Origin of the sequence: Nocardia sp. NPDC127526 (assembly GCF_042672265.1) — a bacterium.
GTDB lineage: Bacteria > Actinomycetota > Actinomycetes > Mycobacteriales > Mycobacteriaceae > Nocardia.
The window spans coordinates 214136-231719 of the sequence record NZ_JBHXVO010000002.1 but is presented as its reverse complement, the minus strand read 5'-3'; the positions used below and the strand labels follow the sequence as shown (position 1 = coordinate 231719).

Genomic DNA, 17584 nt, shown 5'->3' with positions numbered 1-17584 from the left:
GAGACGCGCCGTACTCAGAGGCGCTTCAAGGCCAGCGCCGCGGCCTGGCCACTGAGGCCGCGGCCGACCGCGAGGCTGTAGTCGGAGCGCAGTTCGCGCGCCGTGCCGGGCACCCAGTCGAGATCGCACTCCGGGGCGGCGTTTTCCAGGTTCAAGGTCGGCGGCACCGCGCCCTCGCGCAGCGCCGCGGCGGCCAGGGCGATGTTCAACGACCCTGCGGCGGACAGCAATTGGCCGACCGCGGGTTGCACGCTGCTCGCCAGCACGCGGTCCGCGCCCGCGCCGAGCGCGCTGCGCAGGGCCCGCGCCTCCGCGGCGTCCGCGCGCGGGACGGCCGCGCCGTCGGCCGCCACATAACCGACGTCGGCGCCGTCGATCCCGGCTTCCCGCAGCGCCTTGCGGACGGCGGTGGCCAGCGCCGAGCCGTCGCCCCAGATCCCGCCCGGCACAACGGGTTCCCAGCCGCCGCCGAAGCCGACGACCTCCGCGTAGGGTGCGGCGCCGCGCGCGGCGGCGGCCGAGTACTCCTCGAGGACGAGCACGCACGCCCCTTCGCCGAGCACCGTGCCGGTGGCGTTCCGGTCGTAGGGGCGCACGGCGGCGGCGTCCTCGCGATCGGTGAGCAGGGCGGTGCGGTCCAGCTTGGACATGCACCACCACGAGCTGCCGTCGTCGAAGGCGCCCGCGACAGCGATACCGGTCTCACCGCGCGCGATGGCGCGGTAGGCGTTGCCGATGGCGCTGATGCCGGCGTCCGCGGCGCCGGACTGGAAGGCGCTGGGACCGGCGAAGCCGTATTCCTCGGACAGGAAGTACATTTCGGCGGACGGCAGGCCCTCGACGAAGAAGAGGGGATACATTCCCGCCGCGGCCCGGCCCAGCCGGTCGATGTCGACCGACCCGTCGGGGTTGCGCGCCTCGATCGTCGGCTCCATCACCGGCAGCGGATCGGAGATCTGGTTCTCACTCGCCAGATAGGCCCCGACCATATCGTTGCCGGGTGTCGTCGGATCGATGCCCACCTCATCGGTGGCCAGCCGCAGCGCCGCATGGCCCAGCTGATTCGCCCGCGTCATGAGGCGCAGCGACTTCCGGTTCCGCACAAAGGGTTTCGCGTCGAAATCGAGGATCTCGGCGCCATAGGTGGTACGCAGCGAGGACGGGTCGTACCCGGCGATGCGGCGCACGGCGCTGTGCCCGGCCAGCAGGGCCTTCCAGGTCTGGGTGAATCCGATTCCCAGGGGCGACACCGCCCCGATGGCGCTGATGACAACGCGGTTCATGGGGTTTCCTTCCCTCGACCCGAGTCGTGGGTCATGGTGAGCTCACGCGCGAGCACCACCACGGTGTCCGCGCAGGTGATCCGGCCGGACAACCGCGCGTGCGCGTCCTCGCGGGCACGAATGTCCACCTCCAGCCGGAGCTGATCGCCGGGGCGCACATAGTGGCGGAACTGCATCCGGCGCGCGCCGGTGAGCTGCCACCGCCCACCGGCGGTGGCGGCCAGCAGGGTGCCGGCGAGATTCGCCAGGCCGTGCATCATCAGGACGCCGGGCAGCACCGGGAAGCGCTGGAAGTGGGTGTCGAACACGGTCAGCGTGTGCGGCACATTCGCCCGTGCGACCGCGCGGGTCCCGATGTGCAACTCGACGATCCGGTCCAGGCACAGCCCGCCCGCCAGGGCGAGCGCATCGGGCGGCACCCGCAACCCGGTGGCGCCGTCCCAGCGCGGCGCGGTCTCGATGGTGTCGACGCTCATGGCGCCTCCACCACGAGCGAGGCGTTGGTGCCGCCGAAGGCGAACGAATTCACCAGTGCGACGGACAGATCCGCTTCCCGCGCGCGATTCGGGACGTAGTCCAGATCGAGCTTGGGATCGGGTTCCTCGTAGTTGATGGTCGGCGACACCAGACGGGATTCGAAGCCGCACAGCGCGGCCAGCAGGTTCAGCCCGCCCGCGCCGGCAGTGAGGTGCCCGGTCATGGACTTGGGCGAGGTGACGAGCAATTCGTAAGCGTGCGCGCCGAACACCTTCTTGATGGCCGCGGTCTCGGAGATGTCGTTGCCGTGGGTGCTCGTGCCGTGTGCGTACACGCAGTCCACCGTGTTCGGATCCACGCCCGCATCGGTGAGGGCATTGGCCATGGCGGTGATGGATCCGCCGCCGTCGGGCGGGGAGTCGGTGATCCGGTAGGCGTTCATGGTCGCCGCATATCCGGTGAGCCGTGCGAGGATTCGCGCGCCGCGCGCCTCGGCCAGCTCCCGGTTCTCCAGCACCACCAGCACCGAGCCCTCGCCGAGTACGAAACCGTCGCGGTTGGCGTCGAAGGGCTTGGAGGCCTTGGTCGGATTGTCGTTGTACTTGGTGGTCAGCGCGCCCAGCAGGGTGAACCCGGTGACGTCGAGCCAGGTGGTCAGGGAGTCCTGACCGCCCGCGATCGCCATGGTGATCTCACCGACCTGGATGCGGCGGAACGCCTCGCCGATGGCGTGGGTCGCCGACGCGCACGCGGTGCTGATGCCGCTCATCGGCCCGCGGCAGTTGCCCACCTCGGCGATGGCGGACAGGTCGACGCCCTGATCGCAGCGCCAGGTGCTCTCCGGATCGCGGCGGTAGATGACCGCGCCGTCGGTTTCCCGGCGCAGGCGGCCGGTCTCGGCCAGTTCTTCGGCCTCGGGCCGGCCGACGTGGCCGCCCACGAACACACCCCGGTCCGCCGGATCGTGCGATTCGATGTCACCGGCCTGCACCAGCGCTTCCGCCGCCGCGACGACACCGAATCCGCCCGCCCGGGTGAGCAGGTCCCAGCGCTGGGTGCGCAGCAGGTGCGGTGCGGGGGCCAGACCGCGCACCATGCCGGCGATCTGCACGACGAACGAGCTCGGATCGAAGGTCTCGATCCGCCCGACCCCGCTGCGGCCCTCGGTCAGCGCCGACCAGGTGTCCGCCACCGTATTTCCCACCGGGGTCACCGCCCCGATGCCCGTGATGACTACCTCGTTGTTCATGGTTGGTTCCCGCTTCGCAGTAGTTCTTCGCGGCCGCGCACGGAGTCGAGATCCTCGAGCGTCTCGGCGTCGACCAGCGCGCACATGAGGTCCTCGACCTCGACGACGATCCGATCGCCGACCCGCAGCTGGCCGGACAGCACGATCGTGTCTCCGGCCGAACGGATTTCGGCCGTGACGACCACGTCGTCGCCGGGACGCACGCGCGAACGCGCCGTCACCGCACCCACCGACAGCAGCACGGCCCGGTGCTTGCGGTCGGTGCTCAGATAGACCAGCCACGCCGCGCTCTGGGCGAGCACCTCGAGCTGGATGGGCACCGGCATGTGACTGCCGTGATCATCTGTGGCCCAATAGGGTTCGCTGGAACTGGTGAACTTGACCGCCTCGATGCGAGCCCACGGCTCGACCGTGTCGATGCGGTCGACCAGATGGAATCGCATGGCTCAACTCGCCGCGGGCACGTGCTGTTCGACCATATTCGCCAGGTTGCGCACCGTGAACAGGCTCATGACGTCCTCGGCGGGCAGCTTGCCGCTCAGCTCGGCCGGATCGATCTGCGGCATCACCTTTTCCAGCTGCGCCAGCCCGATATCGGAGACGAGCCCGTCGTCGGTGCCGAACTGCTCGTCCGGAATACCGCCCTGAATGCGCTCGCTCAGTTCATTGGTGGTGATCTTGACGCCGAGGCGGCGCTCGATCCGGAACAGAATGTCGAGCAGATCGATCGACTCCGCGCCGACCTCCCCGAACAGCGTCGCATCGGCGCCGACCTCGTCGACATCCAGCGCGACGGCCTCGGCGACGATTTCGCGGACGGTGTCGATGACACTGGTTTCGGACATGGTTGTACCCCTTATCGGTCATGGATCGTTCGCACGGTTCGATGTGCGCGATCGCCGGAACTCCGCGCCGGTCCGGCGGCGGAACGAAATCGGTTGCACCCTCGCGGTTTACGAGTGGCGTACCGGGTGTCGGTAATGGATCCCGCTAGCGGCGGGCATTCTTCTTGAGTGGTTTGCCGAGCATGAGGACGCCGCCGCTCATGCCGTCGATCGGTATGGTCGCGCCGCTGAGGTGCTCGGAGTGCGGCGCCGCCAGGAACGACACCAGTTCCGCGACCTCATCGGGCCTGGTGGCGCCCGCGATGGGCACCTGGCCGAGCACGCCGTCGCCGGCGCTCGCGGTGAGCACGTCGGCGATCAGCTCGGTCTCCACGAATCCGGGTAGCACGGCGTTAACTCGGATCCCGAATCGGGCGAACTCGAGCGCCGATGCCCGAGTGAAAGAGTTGATGGCCGCCTTGGAAGCGGCATAGGCGGAGGCGCCGATCCAGGCGCGCTCGCCCATGACCGAGGAGACGTTCACAATCGCCGCGCCGTCCTGCCGCGCCAGTGCGGCGCAGGCGGCCCGGGTGCCATTGAAGACGCCTCCGAAATTGACCCGCATGACGTCGAGCCAATCGCTGTCCGTCATCTTCATGATCAGTTGATTGCGGGTGATACCGGAATTGTTGACAAGGATGTCGAGGCGTCCGGCATTCGCCAGCACCTCCTCGACGATCGCTTCCGCGTCGTCGTAGTCGGAGATATCGCCGCGGACCGCGATGGCCTTTCCACCGTCGCGCTCGATCTGGTCGACGACTTCTCGAGCGGCCGCTTCGCCGCGAAAGTAGTGCACGGCGACGAATGCGCCGTCCGATGCGAGCCGGCGGCAAATTGCGCGCCCGATCCCACCCGATCCACCGGTGACCAAAGCAGCTCTGCCGGAATGACTTGCTGACATAAGAGCCCTCCCCAGGGGTCAGCTACGGAAAGGTGGCACAGTACGGATCGGACGATCGCATCCACACTTTCCGAAACCGATGATCCATTGCGAATTAAGGTGCTGCAACCGGATAAAACGTGACGCTCGTCACAGGAGGTGGCCGATTGCGAGCGATGAATTCACAAGCGCTACTTGGCATCTCATTGTTCCCGTCGCGGCGACGGCGCTGGTAGCCGACAGTATCGGGGGCAAACCGCGCACGCCGGTGAAAGCCATGGTCTCGCGCTCGGCGCCGTTGATCTCGAACCGCTGCGATACCTGAAATTCACCGAGTTGTATCAAGGCCCATTAATTGGTCGGTCGTACGACTTGTTTTCGATCATGCGATTATTCGCAATGAGAAATACAGACCAGCTGGAATTGTTTGAGTCACATGACGTGACAGGTAAACAGCGCTCGCATCACAGTGCGTACTCGCCGCAATTCTGGTAGCAATTGAACTACTGCCACCGGGCGCGCATAATCGCCTTCGGGGGGAGTGGTCTCGATGGCGCGACGAAAAGCCCCTCTGCCGTGCGGCCCGCAGCCGCCGGAGTTTCTGCTACCCGTAGTATCGGTTGGAGTATCGACATGCAATCGACGTCATTCTTGTTTCCGGGCCAGGGCTCACAGCGCGTCGGGATGGGACGTGATCTGCGCGACACCTATGCGGATATCGTCGCCCCCTTGTTCCGCGCCGCCGACGACATTCTCGGATTCGAGCTCTCGCAATTGTGCTTTGCCGGACCGGAGGATCGGCTGGAGCGCACCGACATCACCCAGCCCGCGATTTTCATTGCGAGCCTCGCCGCCCACCGGGTGCTAGCCGAGATGTTGCCGGCGCCGGTGGTCGTGGCCGGGCACAGTCTCGGCGAGTACACCGCGCTGGTAGCCGCCGGCGTGCTCGACTGGACCGACGCGCTCACGCTGGTGCGGCGGCGCGGCATGCTGATGGCGGAGGTGAACGAGTCGACCCCCGGCGCCATGGCCGCCGCGCTCGGATTGCCAGGCGCCGAGGTCGAGCGGATCTGCGCCGCCGTCCGCGACGACACCGGGGAGGTGGTCGAAGTCGCGAACTACAATGCCGACGATCAGACCGTGGTCTCCGGCAGCGTCGCCGGCGTCACGGAATTCACCTCCCGGGCAACCGGACTCGGCCTGCCCGAGGTGAAGGTGAAGCGCCTCAAGGTCGGCGCGCCGTTCCACAGTTCGATGATGGCCGCCGTCGAGGCCGAGTTCGCCGCGGAGCTGGGCCGGGTCCGATTCGCCGATCCGGTGATTCCGGTCATCGCGAACGTCACCGCGCAGCCGGTGACGACGGGGGAGCGGGCGCGGGAGGCGCTGCGCGCGCAGCTCGCCGGATCCGTGCGCTGGAGCGAAAGCCTGCGCGCGGTCCACGGTTTCGGCGTCGACGCCTTCATCGAAGTCGGCCCGGGGCGGGTGCTGACCGGGTTGTGCAAGCGCGCCTACCCCGAGATCGCGAACTACTCCGCGGGCGACGCGCGCCGCATCCAGTCGCTCGTCGCCGAGGCGGATGCGGTGCGCGCCGAGGCCGTTTAGCGGCGTTGTTCGATGCGGTCCCAGAATTCCACGGCGAGAGATTCGTAGCGTATGCCGAATTCGAGCACCAGCAGTTCATTGGCATCGCTGTCGGGATCCCGGGACAACGAATTGTGCGCGTTCTGATAGCGATCCAGGCGTTGCTGATGCGCCAGCTTCTCGCCGTCGGCGACCTTGGCGACGTCCTGCGGAGAGGACAGACTCCCGAAATACAGTTTGAGCAAACCACTGTCGCGCAGCTCGTGCGTAGGCGTGTCGGCGCCGCACGTGAGCCATTCTTCCAGTTCTGCCCTGCCGAGATCGGTGATACTATAGATTCGTCGCCGGCGGCCCGTCGGCTCCTGATATCCCGACAGCAACTTCTTCTCGGTGAGACGCTCTGGCTCAGCGTAGATTTGGGAATGAGGGAACGACCAGAAGAAGCCGATCGAGCGGTCCACATGTTTCTTGATATCGAACGGTGTACATGGTCCCGTACGTGCCACCAAACTGAGGACCAAATATGATGTCGGGCTGAGCTTGAGTTTCGACAAAGCAGCTCACTCCTCTTATATCGGATAGCGACGTAATGATTTCGAGGCGTCGCATACAACGGTGCGGTAGGCCGGTCGCAGCTCGAGCGGCGCGGCCCCCCGCCCCGGATCGGTGTGAAATTCGTTCAGGTAGTTGGAAATTCACACACTCCGCTATCCGGGTCTCATCCTGTGGGCCGGACTATACATTTCGGACTGTGGGGCTGTCAACGCGCGACAGCGCTGTTCGAGGGCGCCGCGCGCCACTCGAAGGATCCTCCCGCGCCCGGCGCATTCGGCCGGGCGGGTGGTCGAATCGGTTGCCGCACAACATGATTGATGTGCGGCAACCGCCGCCTTCACTGATGGAGCAGCGGGCTGAGGGTCTCGCCGGCCATCTCGAGGACACCCGGCTGGTGGCCATTGGCCACCATATTGACAACGAGTCCGTCGATGCCGTGGGCCAGCACCTGGTCGGAGATCTGCTTCGCGACCTCGTCCGGTGAGCCGATGAACAGTTTGCCGGCCATGGACGCGCGCACCCGGTCGACCCTCGCCGGATCGCCCACCCGGGCGGCGAACATCTGGTCGATCAACTCGTGCGCGCGTTCGGAACTCTCGTCCATGACGACGAAGGCCAGGTAGCTGACGTCGAGAGTGGAACGCTCACGGCCGATTTCGTCACAGCGCTGCCGCAATGCCGCGAGTTTGCGCGGCAGGTCCACCGCGTCGCAGCCGATGCTGAGATGATCGGCATACCGGGCCGCGAGCGCGAAGGTCTTCTTCTCGCCCGCGCCGCCGAGCATGATGGGCAGGTCGTCGCGAACGCGCGGTTCATTGATCGCATTCGAGACCCGATACCATGTGCCGTCGAAACTCGGCCGGGAGCCGCGCAGCATCGGCGTAATGATTTGCAGCGCTTCGTCGAGCTTTTCGAATCGGTCGGTGAACGAGCCGAATTCGTAGCCGTAGGAGAGGTGTTCGAGTTCGAACCAGCCGGCGCCGAGGCCGAGCATGGCCCGGCCCCCGCTGATGACATCGAGTGTGGTGACCGTCTTGGCGAGTAATGCCGGATTGCGATAAGTGTTGCCGGTCACCAAGGTGGACAGCTGAATCTTCTCGGTACTGGCGGCAATTCCGCCGAGCGTCGTGTATGCCTCCAGCGTCGGACCGGACGGCGGGCCGAATCGCTGATAGAAGTGGTCGGTCAGGAAAACCGTGTCGAATCCGGATCGCTCGGCTTGCCGCACTTGCGCGACGACCGCCGGGAAGAGCTTGTCGGCCGTGGCGCCGAAGTTGAAGTCGGGCATCTGGTATCCGAGGCGGACCAAGGCCCGCCCGGCTGACTGTGTCATCTGTGCTCCCATGTCTGGTGAATCAGCGGTTATCCTGCGAATTCAGACGTCTCTGCGATTCAGGGCGCGGCGTGCGAAGGTCAATACGGTGAGCGTGACGGCGACGACGATCGCCAATCGCGGCCAGCCGCCGAGCGAACCGATCAATTCCGGTGCGGCATCCGCGCTCTGCGACAGTTTTCCGACCACCGCGCTGGGCGCCTGAATGGTCGCCAGCTTGTGCAATTCGCCGAATGCGGTCGCCGAGGCGGCCTCCGGCAGCACCACGTGCGCGCTCACCGCGGCCACCGCGCCGGCCGAACTGCGCAGCAGCACGCCGAGGGCCAGGCCGAACAGCGCCACCGCGGGGAATACCGCGATGATGCCGAGTAGTCCCGGAAAAGGTTCTCCGGCAGCGTATTTGGATCCGTCGATGGCCAGCACGCCGACCAGATAGGTCAGCATGGTGGCGAGCACGCCCAGCGTGGTGCTGACCGCGGTCGCCACCAGGACCTTCGCCGCGAACACGCCGTCGCGCTGCGGCGTCGCCGCCAGCACCGATCGAATGGTGCCCGAGGTGTACTCGGTGGACATGACCAGCGCGCCCCACGCCCCGATGAGCGCGATGGGCAAGGTCATCGCGGTGAACGCCCCGCCGAGCACCGTATCGGTGGGTTCGAGGCTGTTGGACAAGCCCACGATCGAGGCGGTGATCGGACCGATCACCAAGGCCAGTGTCGGCAGCAGCCACAGCGCCCGCGACGAGCGGATCTTGATCAGCTCGGACCGGGCCTGGCTGCGCACCACCGACCAGGGTGGAATCGCCGAGGTCGTCGTGGTCGTGGCTCGGATTTTCGCGGTGGTGGCCGTGGTGGTCATGCCGACTCCTGGAGTATGTCGCTGTCCTGGAAGGTGTGCTGGCCGCTGACCAGCCGGGTGAAGACCTCTTCGACGGAGGCGTTGATGGGCGTCAGCTCGTCGAGTACGACGCCGCGCGTGGCCGCGGCCCGCCAGACCTCGCGGGAGGGGACGCCGCGCACGGTGCCGACATCGCCGCGGATCTCCATGCGATCGCCCAGGGCGCGCGCCAGCTCGGCCAGATCGCTGCCCCGGACCCGCACGCGCGGTTCGGCATTGCGCGCCACGAAATCGGCGGTGGGCTCGTCGGCGACGATGGTGCCGCGGCTGATCACCAGCAGATGATCGGCGACCAGCTCTGTCTCGCTCATCATGTGACTGGACAGCAGCACCGTGCGGCCCTCGTCGGCCATGGCCCGCAGGGTCTGCCGGATCCACCGGATGCCCTCGGTGTCCAGGCCGTTTACGGGTTCATCCAGAATGAGCACCGACGGATCGCCGAGCAGCGCCGCGGCCACGCCGAGCCGCTGCCGCATGCCGAGGGAGAAGCCCTTGACGCGCATATCGGCGACATCCGAGAGCCCGACCCGGTCGAGCACCTCGTCGACGCGCCGGCGCGGAATCCCATTGCTGGCGGCCAGGAATGCGAGATGGTTGGCGGCGGTGCGGGAGGGGAGCACATCGCCGGCGTCGAGCAGGGCGCCGACGGTGTGCAGTGGGTACATGAGGTCGCTGTAGCGGCGCCCGACCACGCTGACCTCGCCCGATGTCGGGGTGTCCAGGCCGAGCATCAACCGCATGGTGGTCGATTTCCCGGAGCCGTTGGGCCCCAGGAACCCGGTGACTCGGCCGGGCTGGACGGTGAAGGTGAGATCTTCGATGGCGCGAGTCTTGCCGTAGTACTTGGTCAAGCTGCGTGCTTCGATCATGTATCCGATCGTATTTTTCGGAGCATTGAGCCACATCCATCGTCAGAGCCAAGTTCTGGAGTAGTACCTGAGAGGGACCCGCCGGTCCGGTGGCACCGCCGTCGCGCGATTACGCTGTGTCACAGGGTGGTACGAGTCGCGATGGCGTGGATGGGCCGCGTCGTCCGGACAGGAGGGGTCGATTCCGGTGTCGGAGAACGAATTCCAGGCTCAGGAACCGCAGGGTGGCGCGCCGTCGAGCGTCCGGGTGCTGATCGCGGACGATCAGGAGCTGGTCCGCGAGGGCCTGGCGGTCCTGCTCGACACCCAACCCGATATCGAAGTCGTCGGCCAGGCCGCCGACGGACGCCAGGCCATTCAGGAAACCGCGCGCCTGAATCCCGATGTGGTGCTGATGGATGTCCGCATGCCGGTCTGCGACGGCATCGAAGCGACCCGCGCCATCACCGCCGCCGGGCCCACCAGGGTCATCGTCCTGACCACTTTCGACCTCGACGCCTACGTGTACGCCGCGCTGCGCGCCGGGGCTTCCGGGTTCCTGCTCAAGGAATCCTCGGCCCAATCCCTCGGCGATGCCGTCCGCATCGTGGCCACGGGTGAAGCGCTGCTGGCCCCGTCGGTCACCCGCCGCTTGCTCGCCGAGTTCGCCCGGCAGGATCGGCCCGCCCCGTCCGGTGAGAAGCCCGCCGACCTCACCACCCGCGAGACCGAGGTCCTGGTTCTCATCGCCCGCGGCCTCTCCAATGCCGAAATCGCCAGGGAGATGTCGATTTCCGAGCAAACCGTGAAAACCCACGTCGGCCGCATCCTCGACAAACTCCAGCTGCGCGACCGCACCCAGGCCGCCATCTACGCCTACGAAACCCGCCTGGTGAATCCGCGCTGATTCCCGGTCGGCGCACCGACGATTTTTCGCCGCGCGCGGCGTCTACATCTTCGGGAGGTAGTGCAATGACCGAAGTAATGGACGCGGCGGAACTACGGCGGATCTGCCTGGACGCCGGGGCCGACGACGTCGGCTTCGCGGCGCTGGACACGCCCGGGCTGGAGGGCGAGGTCGACTATGTGCGCGAGGCGCTGCCGAGCACCCGCTCGCTGATCGCGGTGTGCGTGCGGTTGAGCCGGGAGAATTTCCGCAGCCGCGCGTCCAGCATGGTGAACACCGAGATCGATACCGCCATACCGGTTCTCGATCGGATCGGGCACCGCATCAGCCTCGCGCTCCAGGATCGCGGCCACCGGGCGTTGTACCCGTCGGTGACCTTTCCGGTCGAGGCGCAGCGCTTGCCGAGCCGGGGCTGGACGGTGTCGCACAAGCCGGTCGCGGTGGCAGCGGGCTTGGGGCACATGGGAATTCATCGGTGCGTCATCCACCCGCGATTCGGGAGTTTCATCGGTCTCGGCACGGTGCTGACCGAGGCGGAGATCGCGCCCTACTCGCAGCCGATCGACTGGAATCCGTGCCTGGGCTGCTATCTGTGCGTGGCCGCCTGCCCGGTCGGCGCCATCCACAATGACGGCAGCTTCGACTTCAACAGCTGCTACACCCACACCTACAACCAGTTCGTGAACAACTTCGCGGATTGGGTCGAGGTCATGGCCGACAGCGAAGACCTCGACGACTACAACCAGCGCATGAGTCCCCGCGAGACCACCATGCAGTCGCGGCGGCAGTATCGCTCCGGCTATTGCGTCGCGGTGTGCCCGGCGGGTTCGGAGGTGATCGGGCCGTATCTGGCCGACCGCAAGAACCACCTCCAAGAGGTGCTGCGCCCCCTGCAGCGCAAACCGGAGAACATCTATGCGAGCCCCGGGTCCAACGCGGAAACCCATGTGCGCAAACGATTCCGCACGAAAACGGTCCGCCACGTGGACAGCGGCATCATGCCTCCCGACGGCGTCGACGCGGCCCCGGAGCCGCAATGAACGACGCCGAGCGGCTGTGGAATCCGCTGCACGTACCCATCGAACGCGGCACCCCGGAACGCCCGCACCCGACGGTCGCGGCGGCGCGGGCCCGGGCCGCCGAAACCCCCGCCGACACACCCCTCGACGCGGATCGACTGCGGGACCTGTGCCTGTCCGCCGGTGTCGACGACGTCGGCTTCGTCGCACTGGACACGCCCGGCCTGGAAGGCGAACGCGACTACGTCCTCGAAGCCCTGCCCGGAACCCGCGCCCTCATCGCACTCTGCGTGCGCACCAGCCGCGACAACCTGCAGAGCCGATCGATCAGCGCCGGCAACCGCGACGTCGCGACCACCCAGGAACTGACCCACGAGGCCGCGCGCGAGATCTGCCTCCGATTGCAACAGCAGGGCGTGCGCGCCCTCTACCCGGCCATCGGATTCCCCGCCGAAATCCACCGCTTTCCGAAACGCAGCTGGGTCGTCTCCCACAAACTGGTCGCCGTCGCCGCCGGCCTGGGTCAGATGGGCTTGCACCGCAACGTCATTCACCCCAAGTACGGCACCTTCATCGTCCTCGGCGCCATCCTGATCGACCGCCCGATCTCCGAATACTCCCGCCCCGTCCCATCCAACCCGTGCATCGACTGCGGCCTGTGCGTGACCACCTGCCCGGTAGGCGCCATCCACGCCGACGGCAACTTCGACTTCGACGCCTGCTACACCCACAACAACCACCACGAACTCAGCAACTTCGCGGGTTGGGTCGAAGAAGTGGTAGACAGCAAGAACGCCGCCGACTACCGCCGCCGCGTCACCCCCAGCGAAACCCTCATGGTCTGGCAAAGTCTGTCCTTCCAACCCCAATACCGCTCCGGTTATTGCGTAGCCGTCTGCCCGGCGGGCGACGACGTCCTCGGTCGCTACCTCGCCGACCCCGAAGCCCACACTCGCGACATCGTGACGCCACTGGTGCGCAAACCCGAATACGTTTACGTCGAAGCGAACTCCGCCGCCGCAGACCACGTCCGAACCACCTTCCCCCACAAGACAATCCGCCACGCCCGCCGCGTGACCGTCCCCGACCCCCACATCGACCCCACCCCGGAACCCCATGACGAGCAGCAGTGAACTCCACCGCGACCTACCGATCTACGAGATCTACACCGGCCCCAACGGCGCCCGAATCGAACTCCACCCTTGGTTTTTCGCCGCAGGCCGCCAGTACCTGGGCCTCACCCGAATCCTGCCCCCGCACACCGGAAAATCCCCCGCCCACATCCACCCCGGCATCACCCAGCACTCCCTCCTCCTCGCCGGCCCTCGAGCCCGCTACCGCCTAGGCTGGCGCACCGCTCTCCTGAAAACCGGCGAGTCAGTGACAGTCCCACCCGGCAAACCCCACATCGACCCGTACAACGACTCCGACACGCCCATCGTCGTCCGCACCCTCTACTCACCCGGCCCGGTCTGGATGCTCTCCTACGGCAAAACTCTCGGCCAAGCCCTTCGCGATGGAAACGTCAACTCCCAACAGGAACTCCACCTCCCACAACTCCTCCTAATGCTGGGCACCCCCGGCTCAACCACCTTCGCCGCAACCCTCCCCCTCCCCCTCCAACGCCGCCTCCTCCTCCCACTGGCCACCCGATTCGCCCGCCGCCGCGGCTACTCCCCAGCAGCGGGACTGCGCGACCACATCCTCCGCTGAGCAACTGCTCGATTGATCGGATGACCCCCTGTCAAGGTTTCGTAAACCGCTCTGTTGCAGCGGTTGTCGGAGTAAGTTGCTCGGATATGGCTGTGTCACCATCGAATCGGCACGATTCGTACTTTCGGCATGTCATGTCGCATGCAGCCAACGCTGCTGCCGAATTGCGGCATTTGGTTCCGAAAGACGTCGCCGCCCGGTTGCACTGGGACGAGTTGGAGCTGCAATCCGGCAGCTTCATCTCCGTCGAACTCCAGTCACGCTGCAGCGACATCCTCTACCGCACCCGCTACGACGACCGCGAGGCGTACCTATACCTGCTACTGGAGCACCAGAGCAGCTCGGACCCGCTGATGGCGATCCGACTGGCCGAATACGAGATCGCCTTCTGGCGGCGCTGGCTACGAGACCGCCCGACGGCCCGCACGGTGCCAATGGTGTTTCCCGTGGTGTTGTTCTGCGATCCCGGGGGACGACCTTGGACCGCGCCACTGGATCTGTCCGAGCTGATCGATCTCGACAGCGCCGCCCGTGAATCCCTGATCGAGTACCTGCCGCGATGGCGCTACGTGGTCGACGATCTCGCAGCGGTGGATGTGGAATCCTTGCTGTCCCGGGACCTCACCCCAGCTGTGACGACCTTGTTCTTCCTGCTGAAGACGGCGCCGCGCAGACCTCGGCTGGGGCTGGAGGACCTACAGCCGATCATGCGCTGTTTACGCATGCTGGTGCGGTCGAGCAGCGCCGATCTGGAGGCCGTTCTGACGTACATTCTCAGTATGGGTGACACCGATCGAGCCGATCTGGAACCCGTCGTCGACGAGCTCGGACCCGAGGCGAAGGAGACACTGATGACCACCGCAGACCGGCTCAAAGCAGAAGGCCGCGTGGCGGGACGAGCGGAGGGGCGGGCGGAGGGCCGGGCGGAAGCACTCCTAGAACTGCTGGTGTTGCGGTTCGGGCCGGTCCCTGCTCATGTCGCCGATACGGTCCACAATGCGGGCGTCGACGAACTTCGAGTGTGGACGGCCCGCGTCCTCAGTGCCGAAACGATCGAAAAGGTCTTCGAGTAATAGGTCAGTGGTCGGCGGTGCGGAGGGGTGCGCCGACGTGGTGGAGGTGTTTCAGGGCCTCGCGGTAGGAGGTGATCAAGCCGGTCTCGTGGTAGGGGACGCCGAGTTCGGCGCAGTAGGCGCGGACGATTGGTTGGGCGTGGCGGAGGTTCGGGGTTGGCATGCTCGGGAACAGGTGGTGTTCGATTTGGTAGTTGAGGCCGCCGAGGGCGAGGTCGGTCAATAGGCCGCCGCGCACGTTGCGGGAGGTGAGTACCTGGCGGCGGAGGTAGTCGGGGCGGTTGTTGCCGGTCAGGGTTGGCATGCCCTTGTGGTTGGGGGCGAAGATGCAGCCCATGTACAGGCCGAACAGGGCTTGGTGAACGATGAGGAATGCGAAGGCCTTGTCGGCGGGCAGAACTGCGAAGAGTGCGGTCAGGTAGGCGGCGAAGTGGACGAAGAGCAGCGCGCCCTCCAGTGCGCGGTGTTTGATGGACCGATTTCGGAGCGCGCGGACACCGGCGACGTGGAGGTTCAGGCCTTCCACCAGAAGCATGGGGAAGAACAGGTATGCCTGCAACCTCCCGATGAGACGGGGCAGGCCGCGGCTGGCTCGCGCCTGCTGCTGCGACCAGACCAGAATGTCGGGCGCGACATCGGGATCGAGTTCCTCGTGATTCGGGTTGGCGTGATGGCGGGTGTGCTTGTCCTGCCACCAGCCGTACGCCAGGCCGATGCCGGCATTGCCGACGACCCGGCCGACGATCTCCGTCGGCTGCCGCAGGCGAAAGACTTGGCGGTGCGCGACATCGTGCATGACAAGGGCGACCTGTGCAAATGCCACGGCCATGAACGCCGCGACCGCGAGCGTCCACCACGAGTCGCCGACGAGGACGAACACAGCACACCCGGCCAGGAACGCGATCCCGACCAGGCTGAGCCGGACCACGTAATAGATCGGACGCCGATTCATCAGTCCCGCATCGGAAATCCGGCGCAACAGGCGAGCGTAATCACCGTCGGCGCCGCGCCGCGGTGACGGTGGAGATGACTCCGGGACCAAGGCAGATGTCGTCATAGATCTTCCTGAGAGCTGGATCGGCGATATCACCGTCACCCGGGTTCCGGGCGGGGGCTGACGATCCGAAGCTATCGACAGAGATCTCGTTCGATGTAATCCCTTGGTATGACACGGAATAGGACTGCGGGGTGATTTCTGGGTCGGTGTCGTTCGTGTGGGTCTACAGCGGTCCCACGCCGCGCAGCGGTTCGACGTGGACGTCGATGAGGACCGGGCCGGGGTCCGCCATGGCTTGTTCGAGCATGTCGGGCAGAATCGACGGTTCGTCGGCCTGCATGGCGGGGACCCCCATACTTGTTGCGAGAGCGGGGAAGTCGAGGCGCGGCAGATCGAGGCTGTGCTGGATGGGGGCGGGGAAGGCGGGGATGTCGAAGAGGGTCGCGAAGGACTTCATGGCGCCGTATTCGCCGTTGTTGATCACGATGACGGTGAGTGGGGCGCGTTGCTGGGCGGCGGTCCAGAGGGCTTGGATGGAATACATCATGGAGCCGTCGCCCAGGACGGCGACGGTTTTGCGGTCGGGGGTGGCCAGTGCGCCGCCGACACTGGCGGGCAGCGCCCAGCCCAGGCCGCCGCTGAAACCGTTGTAGTACAGTCCCGGCGCGGCGATGCGGAACTGGTCGCGGAAGGTTTCGCGGAACGAGGGCACTTCCTCGAAGACCGGGGAATCGGGTGGGACCATCTCGCGCAACACCTTCAGCGCGTACGCACCCTGCATGGGTTTGGCGTCGGAGTCGACCGTCGCCGGCTTCGCGCGCGGCTTGGGCGCGGTGCCGACGGTAGTGGTGAGGGCGTCGGTGAGGGCGCGAATCGCATTGCCCGCCGAGGCGATTACGCTCGCACCGAGGGGTGCGCTGAAGGCGTGTGTCGGGTTCTCGGTGATGTGCAGCAGGGTGGTGCCCTCGGACAGGTACGGGCCCGGAGTCCACACGTGATAGGTGAAGACCTGCGCGCCGATCACCAGCACGACGTCGTGGCCGTCGAGGGTCTCGCGGACATGCTCGCGGGAGGCCGCCAGGTACCCCTGGAACAGCGGATGCTCCTCCGGGAAGCAGCAACGCGAAGCCCACGGCGCCACATAGACCGCCGCCTTCAGTTTCTCGGCCAGCCGCACGGCTCCGGGACCTGCGCCGTCGCGATCGACCTCCTGTCCCAGAACGATCGCCGGATGCTTCGCTCCCGCAAGCACTTTCGCGAAGTCGGCGATCGCGGCCGGATCCGCGCCGAGCCCCGGGGCGACGGTGTGCTCGAGCACCGGTTCCGCCTCGGCCTCCCAGTCATCGGAGGGGATGGTCACGAATGCCGGCCCGCACGGCGGAGTCATGGCGGTCAGAAAGGCCCGCGCCAGCGCCCCGGGCACATCGGCGCCGCGCGCGGGCATATCCGCCCACTTCACATACGGCTTCGGGAACTCCGTCGGATAGATCTGCCCCAGATAGGGATCGACCGGCAGCAGCGCCCGCGCCTGATTCCCCGCGGTGATCACCAGCGGCGACTGATTCCGCCACGCCGTCATGATGCTCGCCATCCCATTGCCGATACCCGCCGCCGAATGCAGGTTGACCATGCCCGGCTTCCCGGACCGGATGGCATACCCCTCGGCCATCGCGACCACGCTCGCCTCCTGCAGGCACAGCACGTACCCGAGGTCATCGGGCCAATGCCGGAACCACGACATCTCGGTGGACCCGGGATTACCGAAGATCCGATCCACCCCGAACCGGCGCATGACCTCGAACGTTTCCTCCGCCACCGTTCGCCGAGCACCCCGACTCTTCGCCATCTAGCAATTACACAGCAAACGAAACATGCTCGAGCCGGTTTC

The 17584-nt window shown here is 66.5% G+C and carries 18 protein-coding genes; 6 read left to right on the top strand and 12 right to left on the bottom strand.

The features are described 5' to 3' along the window. Positions 1-14 precede the first annotated feature (14 nt). The 6 genes from ACFVIV_RS04170 to ACFVIV_RS04145 all read right to left on the bottom strand — a co-directional run bounded on the left by ACFVIV_RS04170 (position 15) and on the right by ACFVIV_RS04145 (position 4794). The gene (locus ACFVIV_RS04170) at positions 15-1283 is read right to left on the bottom strand and encodes a beta-ketoacyl-[acyl-carrier-protein] synthase family protein (protein WP_379193317.1); all 1269 of its coding nucleotides are present in this window, start codon (positions 1281-1283) and stop codon (positions 15-17) included. Next, complete coding sequence (locus ACFVIV_RS04165; protein WP_379193316.1) at positions 1280-1759, bottom strand: 3-hydroxyacyl-ACP dehydratase FabZ family protein; 480 nt, start codon at positions 1757-1759, stop codon at positions 1280-1282. The genes ACFVIV_RS04170 and ACFVIV_RS04165 overlap by 4 nt, the downstream gene beginning before the upstream one ends. Further along, the gene (locus ACFVIV_RS04160) at positions 1756-3009 is read right to left on the bottom strand and encodes a beta-ketoacyl-[acyl-carrier-protein] synthase family protein (protein WP_379193315.1); all 1254 of its coding nucleotides are present in this window, start codon (positions 3007-3009) and stop codon (positions 1756-1758) included. Before ACFVIV_RS04160 ends, ACFVIV_RS04165 begins: the two co-directional genes overlap by 4 nt. Beyond that, complete coding sequence (locus tag ACFVIV_RS04155) at positions 3006-3452, bottom strand: hypothetical protein (protein WP_379193314.1); 447 nt, start codon at positions 3450-3452, stop codon at positions 3006-3008. Before ACFVIV_RS04155 ends, ACFVIV_RS04160 begins: the two co-directional genes overlap by 4 nt. Positions 3453-3455: 3 nt before the next feature. Then, entirely contained in the window at positions 3456-3854 is a 399-nt protein-coding gene (locus ACFVIV_RS04150) for an acyl carrier protein (RefSeq protein WP_379193313.1), read from the bottom strand. Positions 3855-3999: 145 nt separating this feature from the next. After that, positions 4000-4794, bottom strand: coding sequence for an SDR family NAD(P)-dependent oxidoreductase (locus ACFVIV_RS04145; protein ID WP_379193312.1), 795 nt, complete (start codon positions 4792-4794; stop codon positions 4000-4002). A 612-nt stretch (positions 4795-5406) separates the two neighbouring features. On the opposite strand from ACFVIV_RS04145, the gene fabD reads away from it, so the two are divergent. Further along, on the top strand, positions 5407-6375 hold the full coding sequence (fabD, locus tag ACFVIV_RS04140; protein WP_379193311.1) for an ACP S-malonyltransferase: 969 nt from the start codon (positions 5407-5409) through the stop codon (positions 6373-6375). Here fabD and ACFVIV_RS04135 read toward each other — a convergent pair. From ACFVIV_RS04135 to ACFVIV_RS04120, 4 genes are all read right to left on the bottom strand, one after another. Beyond that, positions 6372-6860, bottom strand: coding sequence for a PadR family transcriptional regulator (locus ACFVIV_RS04135; protein WP_379193684.1), 489 nt, complete (start codon positions 6858-6860; stop codon positions 6372-6374). The genes fabD and ACFVIV_RS04135 overlap by 4 nt on opposite strands. A gap of 386 nt (positions 6861-7246) precedes the next feature. Next, positions 7247-8242: an LLM class F420-dependent oxidoreductase gene (locus ACFVIV_RS04130; RefSeq protein ID WP_379193310.1), complete on the bottom strand. Its 996-nt coding sequence runs from the start codon at positions 8240-8242 to the stop codon at positions 7247-7249. A 42-nt stretch (positions 8243-8284) separates the two neighbouring features. After that, positions 8285-9100 carry an ABC transporter permease gene (locus ACFVIV_RS04125; protein WP_379193309.1) on the bottom strand — a complete coding sequence of 272 codons (816 nt, stop codon included), beginning with the start codon at positions 9098-9100 and terminating at the stop codon, positions 8285-8287. Next, a complete protein-coding gene (locus tag ACFVIV_RS04120; RefSeq protein WP_379193308.1) occupies positions 9097-10008 on the bottom strand; it encodes an ATP-binding cassette domain-containing protein in 912 nt (303 codons plus the stop codon). The genes ACFVIV_RS04125 and ACFVIV_RS04120 overlap by 4 nt, the downstream gene beginning before the upstream one ends. Before the next feature lie 181 nt (positions 10009-10189). Between ACFVIV_RS04120 and ACFVIV_RS04115 the strand changes: the two genes are divergently transcribed. The 5 genes from ACFVIV_RS04115 (at position 10190) to ACFVIV_RS04095 (ending at position 14699) form a co-directional block, all read left to right on the top strand. Further along, positions 10190-10894 (top strand): response regulator, encoded by a 705-nt coding sequence (locus ACFVIV_RS04115; protein ID WP_379193683.1) that lies wholly within the window; start codon positions 10190-10192, stop codon positions 10892-10894. Positions 10895-10959: 65 nt separating this feature from the next. Further along, positions 10960-11934 carry a 4Fe-4S binding protein gene (locus tag ACFVIV_RS04110; RefSeq protein ID WP_379193307.1) on the top strand — a complete coding sequence of 325 codons (975 nt, stop codon included), beginning with the start codon at positions 10960-10962 and terminating at the stop codon, positions 11932-11934. Further along, on the top strand, positions 11931-13046 hold the full coding sequence (locus tag ACFVIV_RS04105) for a 4Fe-4S binding protein (protein WP_379193306.1): 1116 nt from the start codon (positions 11931-11933) through the stop codon (positions 13044-13046). Before ACFVIV_RS04110 ends, ACFVIV_RS04105 begins: the two co-directional genes overlap by 4 nt. Next, on the top strand, positions 13030-13626 hold the full coding sequence (locus ACFVIV_RS04100) for a cupin domain-containing protein (protein WP_379193305.1): 597 nt from the start codon (positions 13030-13032) through the stop codon (positions 13624-13626). Before ACFVIV_RS04105 ends, ACFVIV_RS04100 begins: the two co-directional genes overlap by 17 nt. Before the next feature lie 20 nt (positions 13627-13646). Continuing rightward, positions 13647-14699: an Rpn family recombination-promoting nuclease/putative transposase gene (locus ACFVIV_RS04095; RefSeq protein WP_379193304.1), complete on the top strand. Its 1053-nt coding sequence runs from the start codon at positions 13647-13649 to the stop codon at positions 14697-14699. Positions 14700-14703: 4 nt separating this feature from the next. Here ACFVIV_RS04095 and ACFVIV_RS04090 read toward each other — a convergent pair whose 3' ends face one another. Together ACFVIV_RS04090 and mdlC are read right to left on the bottom strand one after the other, a co-directional pair. Then, on the bottom strand, positions 14704-15651 hold the full coding sequence (locus ACFVIV_RS04090; protein WP_379193303.1) for a fatty acid desaturase family protein: 948 nt from the start codon (positions 15649-15651) through the stop codon (positions 14704-14706). Positions 15652-15919: 268 nt separating this feature from the next. After that, the gene (gene mdlC / locus ACFVIV_RS04085; protein ID WP_379193302.1) at positions 15920-17542 is read right to left on the bottom strand and encodes a benzoylformate decarboxylase; all 1623 of its coding nucleotides are present in this window, start codon (positions 17540-17542) and stop codon (positions 15920-15922) included. Positions 17543-17584 lie beyond the last annotated feature (42 nt).

Coding starts and splice junctions, on each gene's coding strand:
- ACFVIV_RS04120 (WP_379193308.1), bottom strand. CDS start 10,008: ATGATCGAAGCACGCAGCTTGACCAAGTACTACGGCAAGACTCGCGCC.
- fabD (WP_379193311.1), top strand. CDS start 5,407: ATGCAATCGACGTCATTCTTGTTTCCGGGCCAGGGCTCACAGCGCGTC.
- ACFVIV_RS04090 (WP_379193303.1), bottom strand. CDS start 15,651: ATGAATCGGCGTCCGATCTATTACGTGGTCCGGCTCAGCCTGGTCGGG.
- ACFVIV_RS04160 (WP_379193315.1), bottom strand. CDS start 3,009: ATGAACAACGAGGTAGTCATCACGGGCATCGGGGCGGTGACCCCGGTG.
- ACFVIV_RS04145 (WP_379193312.1), bottom strand. CDS start 4,794: ATGTCAGCAAGTCATTCCGGCAGAGCTGCTTTGGTCACCGGTGGATCG.
- ACFVIV_RS04155 (WP_379193314.1), bottom strand. CDS start 3,452: ATGCGATTCCATCTGGTCGACCGCATCGACACGGTCGAGCCGTGGGCT.
- ACFVIV_RS04150 (WP_379193313.1), bottom strand. CDS start 3,854: ATGTCCGAAACCAGTGTCATCGACACCGTCCGCGAAATCGTCGCCGAG.
- ACFVIV_RS04110 (WP_379193307.1), top strand. CDS start 10,960: ATGACCGAAGTAATGGACGCGGCGGAACTACGGCGGATCTGCCTGGAC.
- ACFVIV_RS04125 (WP_379193309.1), bottom strand. CDS start 9,100: ATGACCACCACGGCCACCACCGCGAAAATCCGAGCCACGACCACGACG.
- ACFVIV_RS04100 (WP_379193305.1), top strand. CDS start 13,030: ATGACGAGCAGCAGTGAACTCCACCGCGACCTACCGATCTACGAGATC.
- ACFVIV_RS04095 (WP_379193304.1), top strand. CDS start 13,647: ATGACCCCCTGTCAAGGTTTCGTAAACCGCTCTGTTGCAGCGGTTGTC.
- ACFVIV_RS04105 (WP_379193306.1), top strand. CDS start 11,931: ATGAACGACGCCGAGCGGCTGTGGAATCCGCTGCACGTACCCATCGAA.
- mdlC (WP_379193302.1), bottom strand. CDS start 17,542: ATGGCGAAGAGTCGGGGTGCTCGGCGAACGGTGGCGGAGGAAACGTTC.
- ACFVIV_RS04130 (WP_379193310.1), bottom strand. CDS start 8,242: ATGACACAGTCAGCCGGGCGGGCCTTGGTCCGCCTCGGATACCAGATG.
- ACFVIV_RS04170 (WP_379193317.1), bottom strand. CDS start 1,283: ATGAACCGCGTTGTCATCAGCGCCATCGGGGCGGTGTCGCCCCTGGGA.
- ACFVIV_RS04165 (WP_379193316.1), bottom strand. CDS start 1,759: ATGAGCGTCGACACCATCGAGACCGCGCCGCGCTGGGACGGCGCCACC.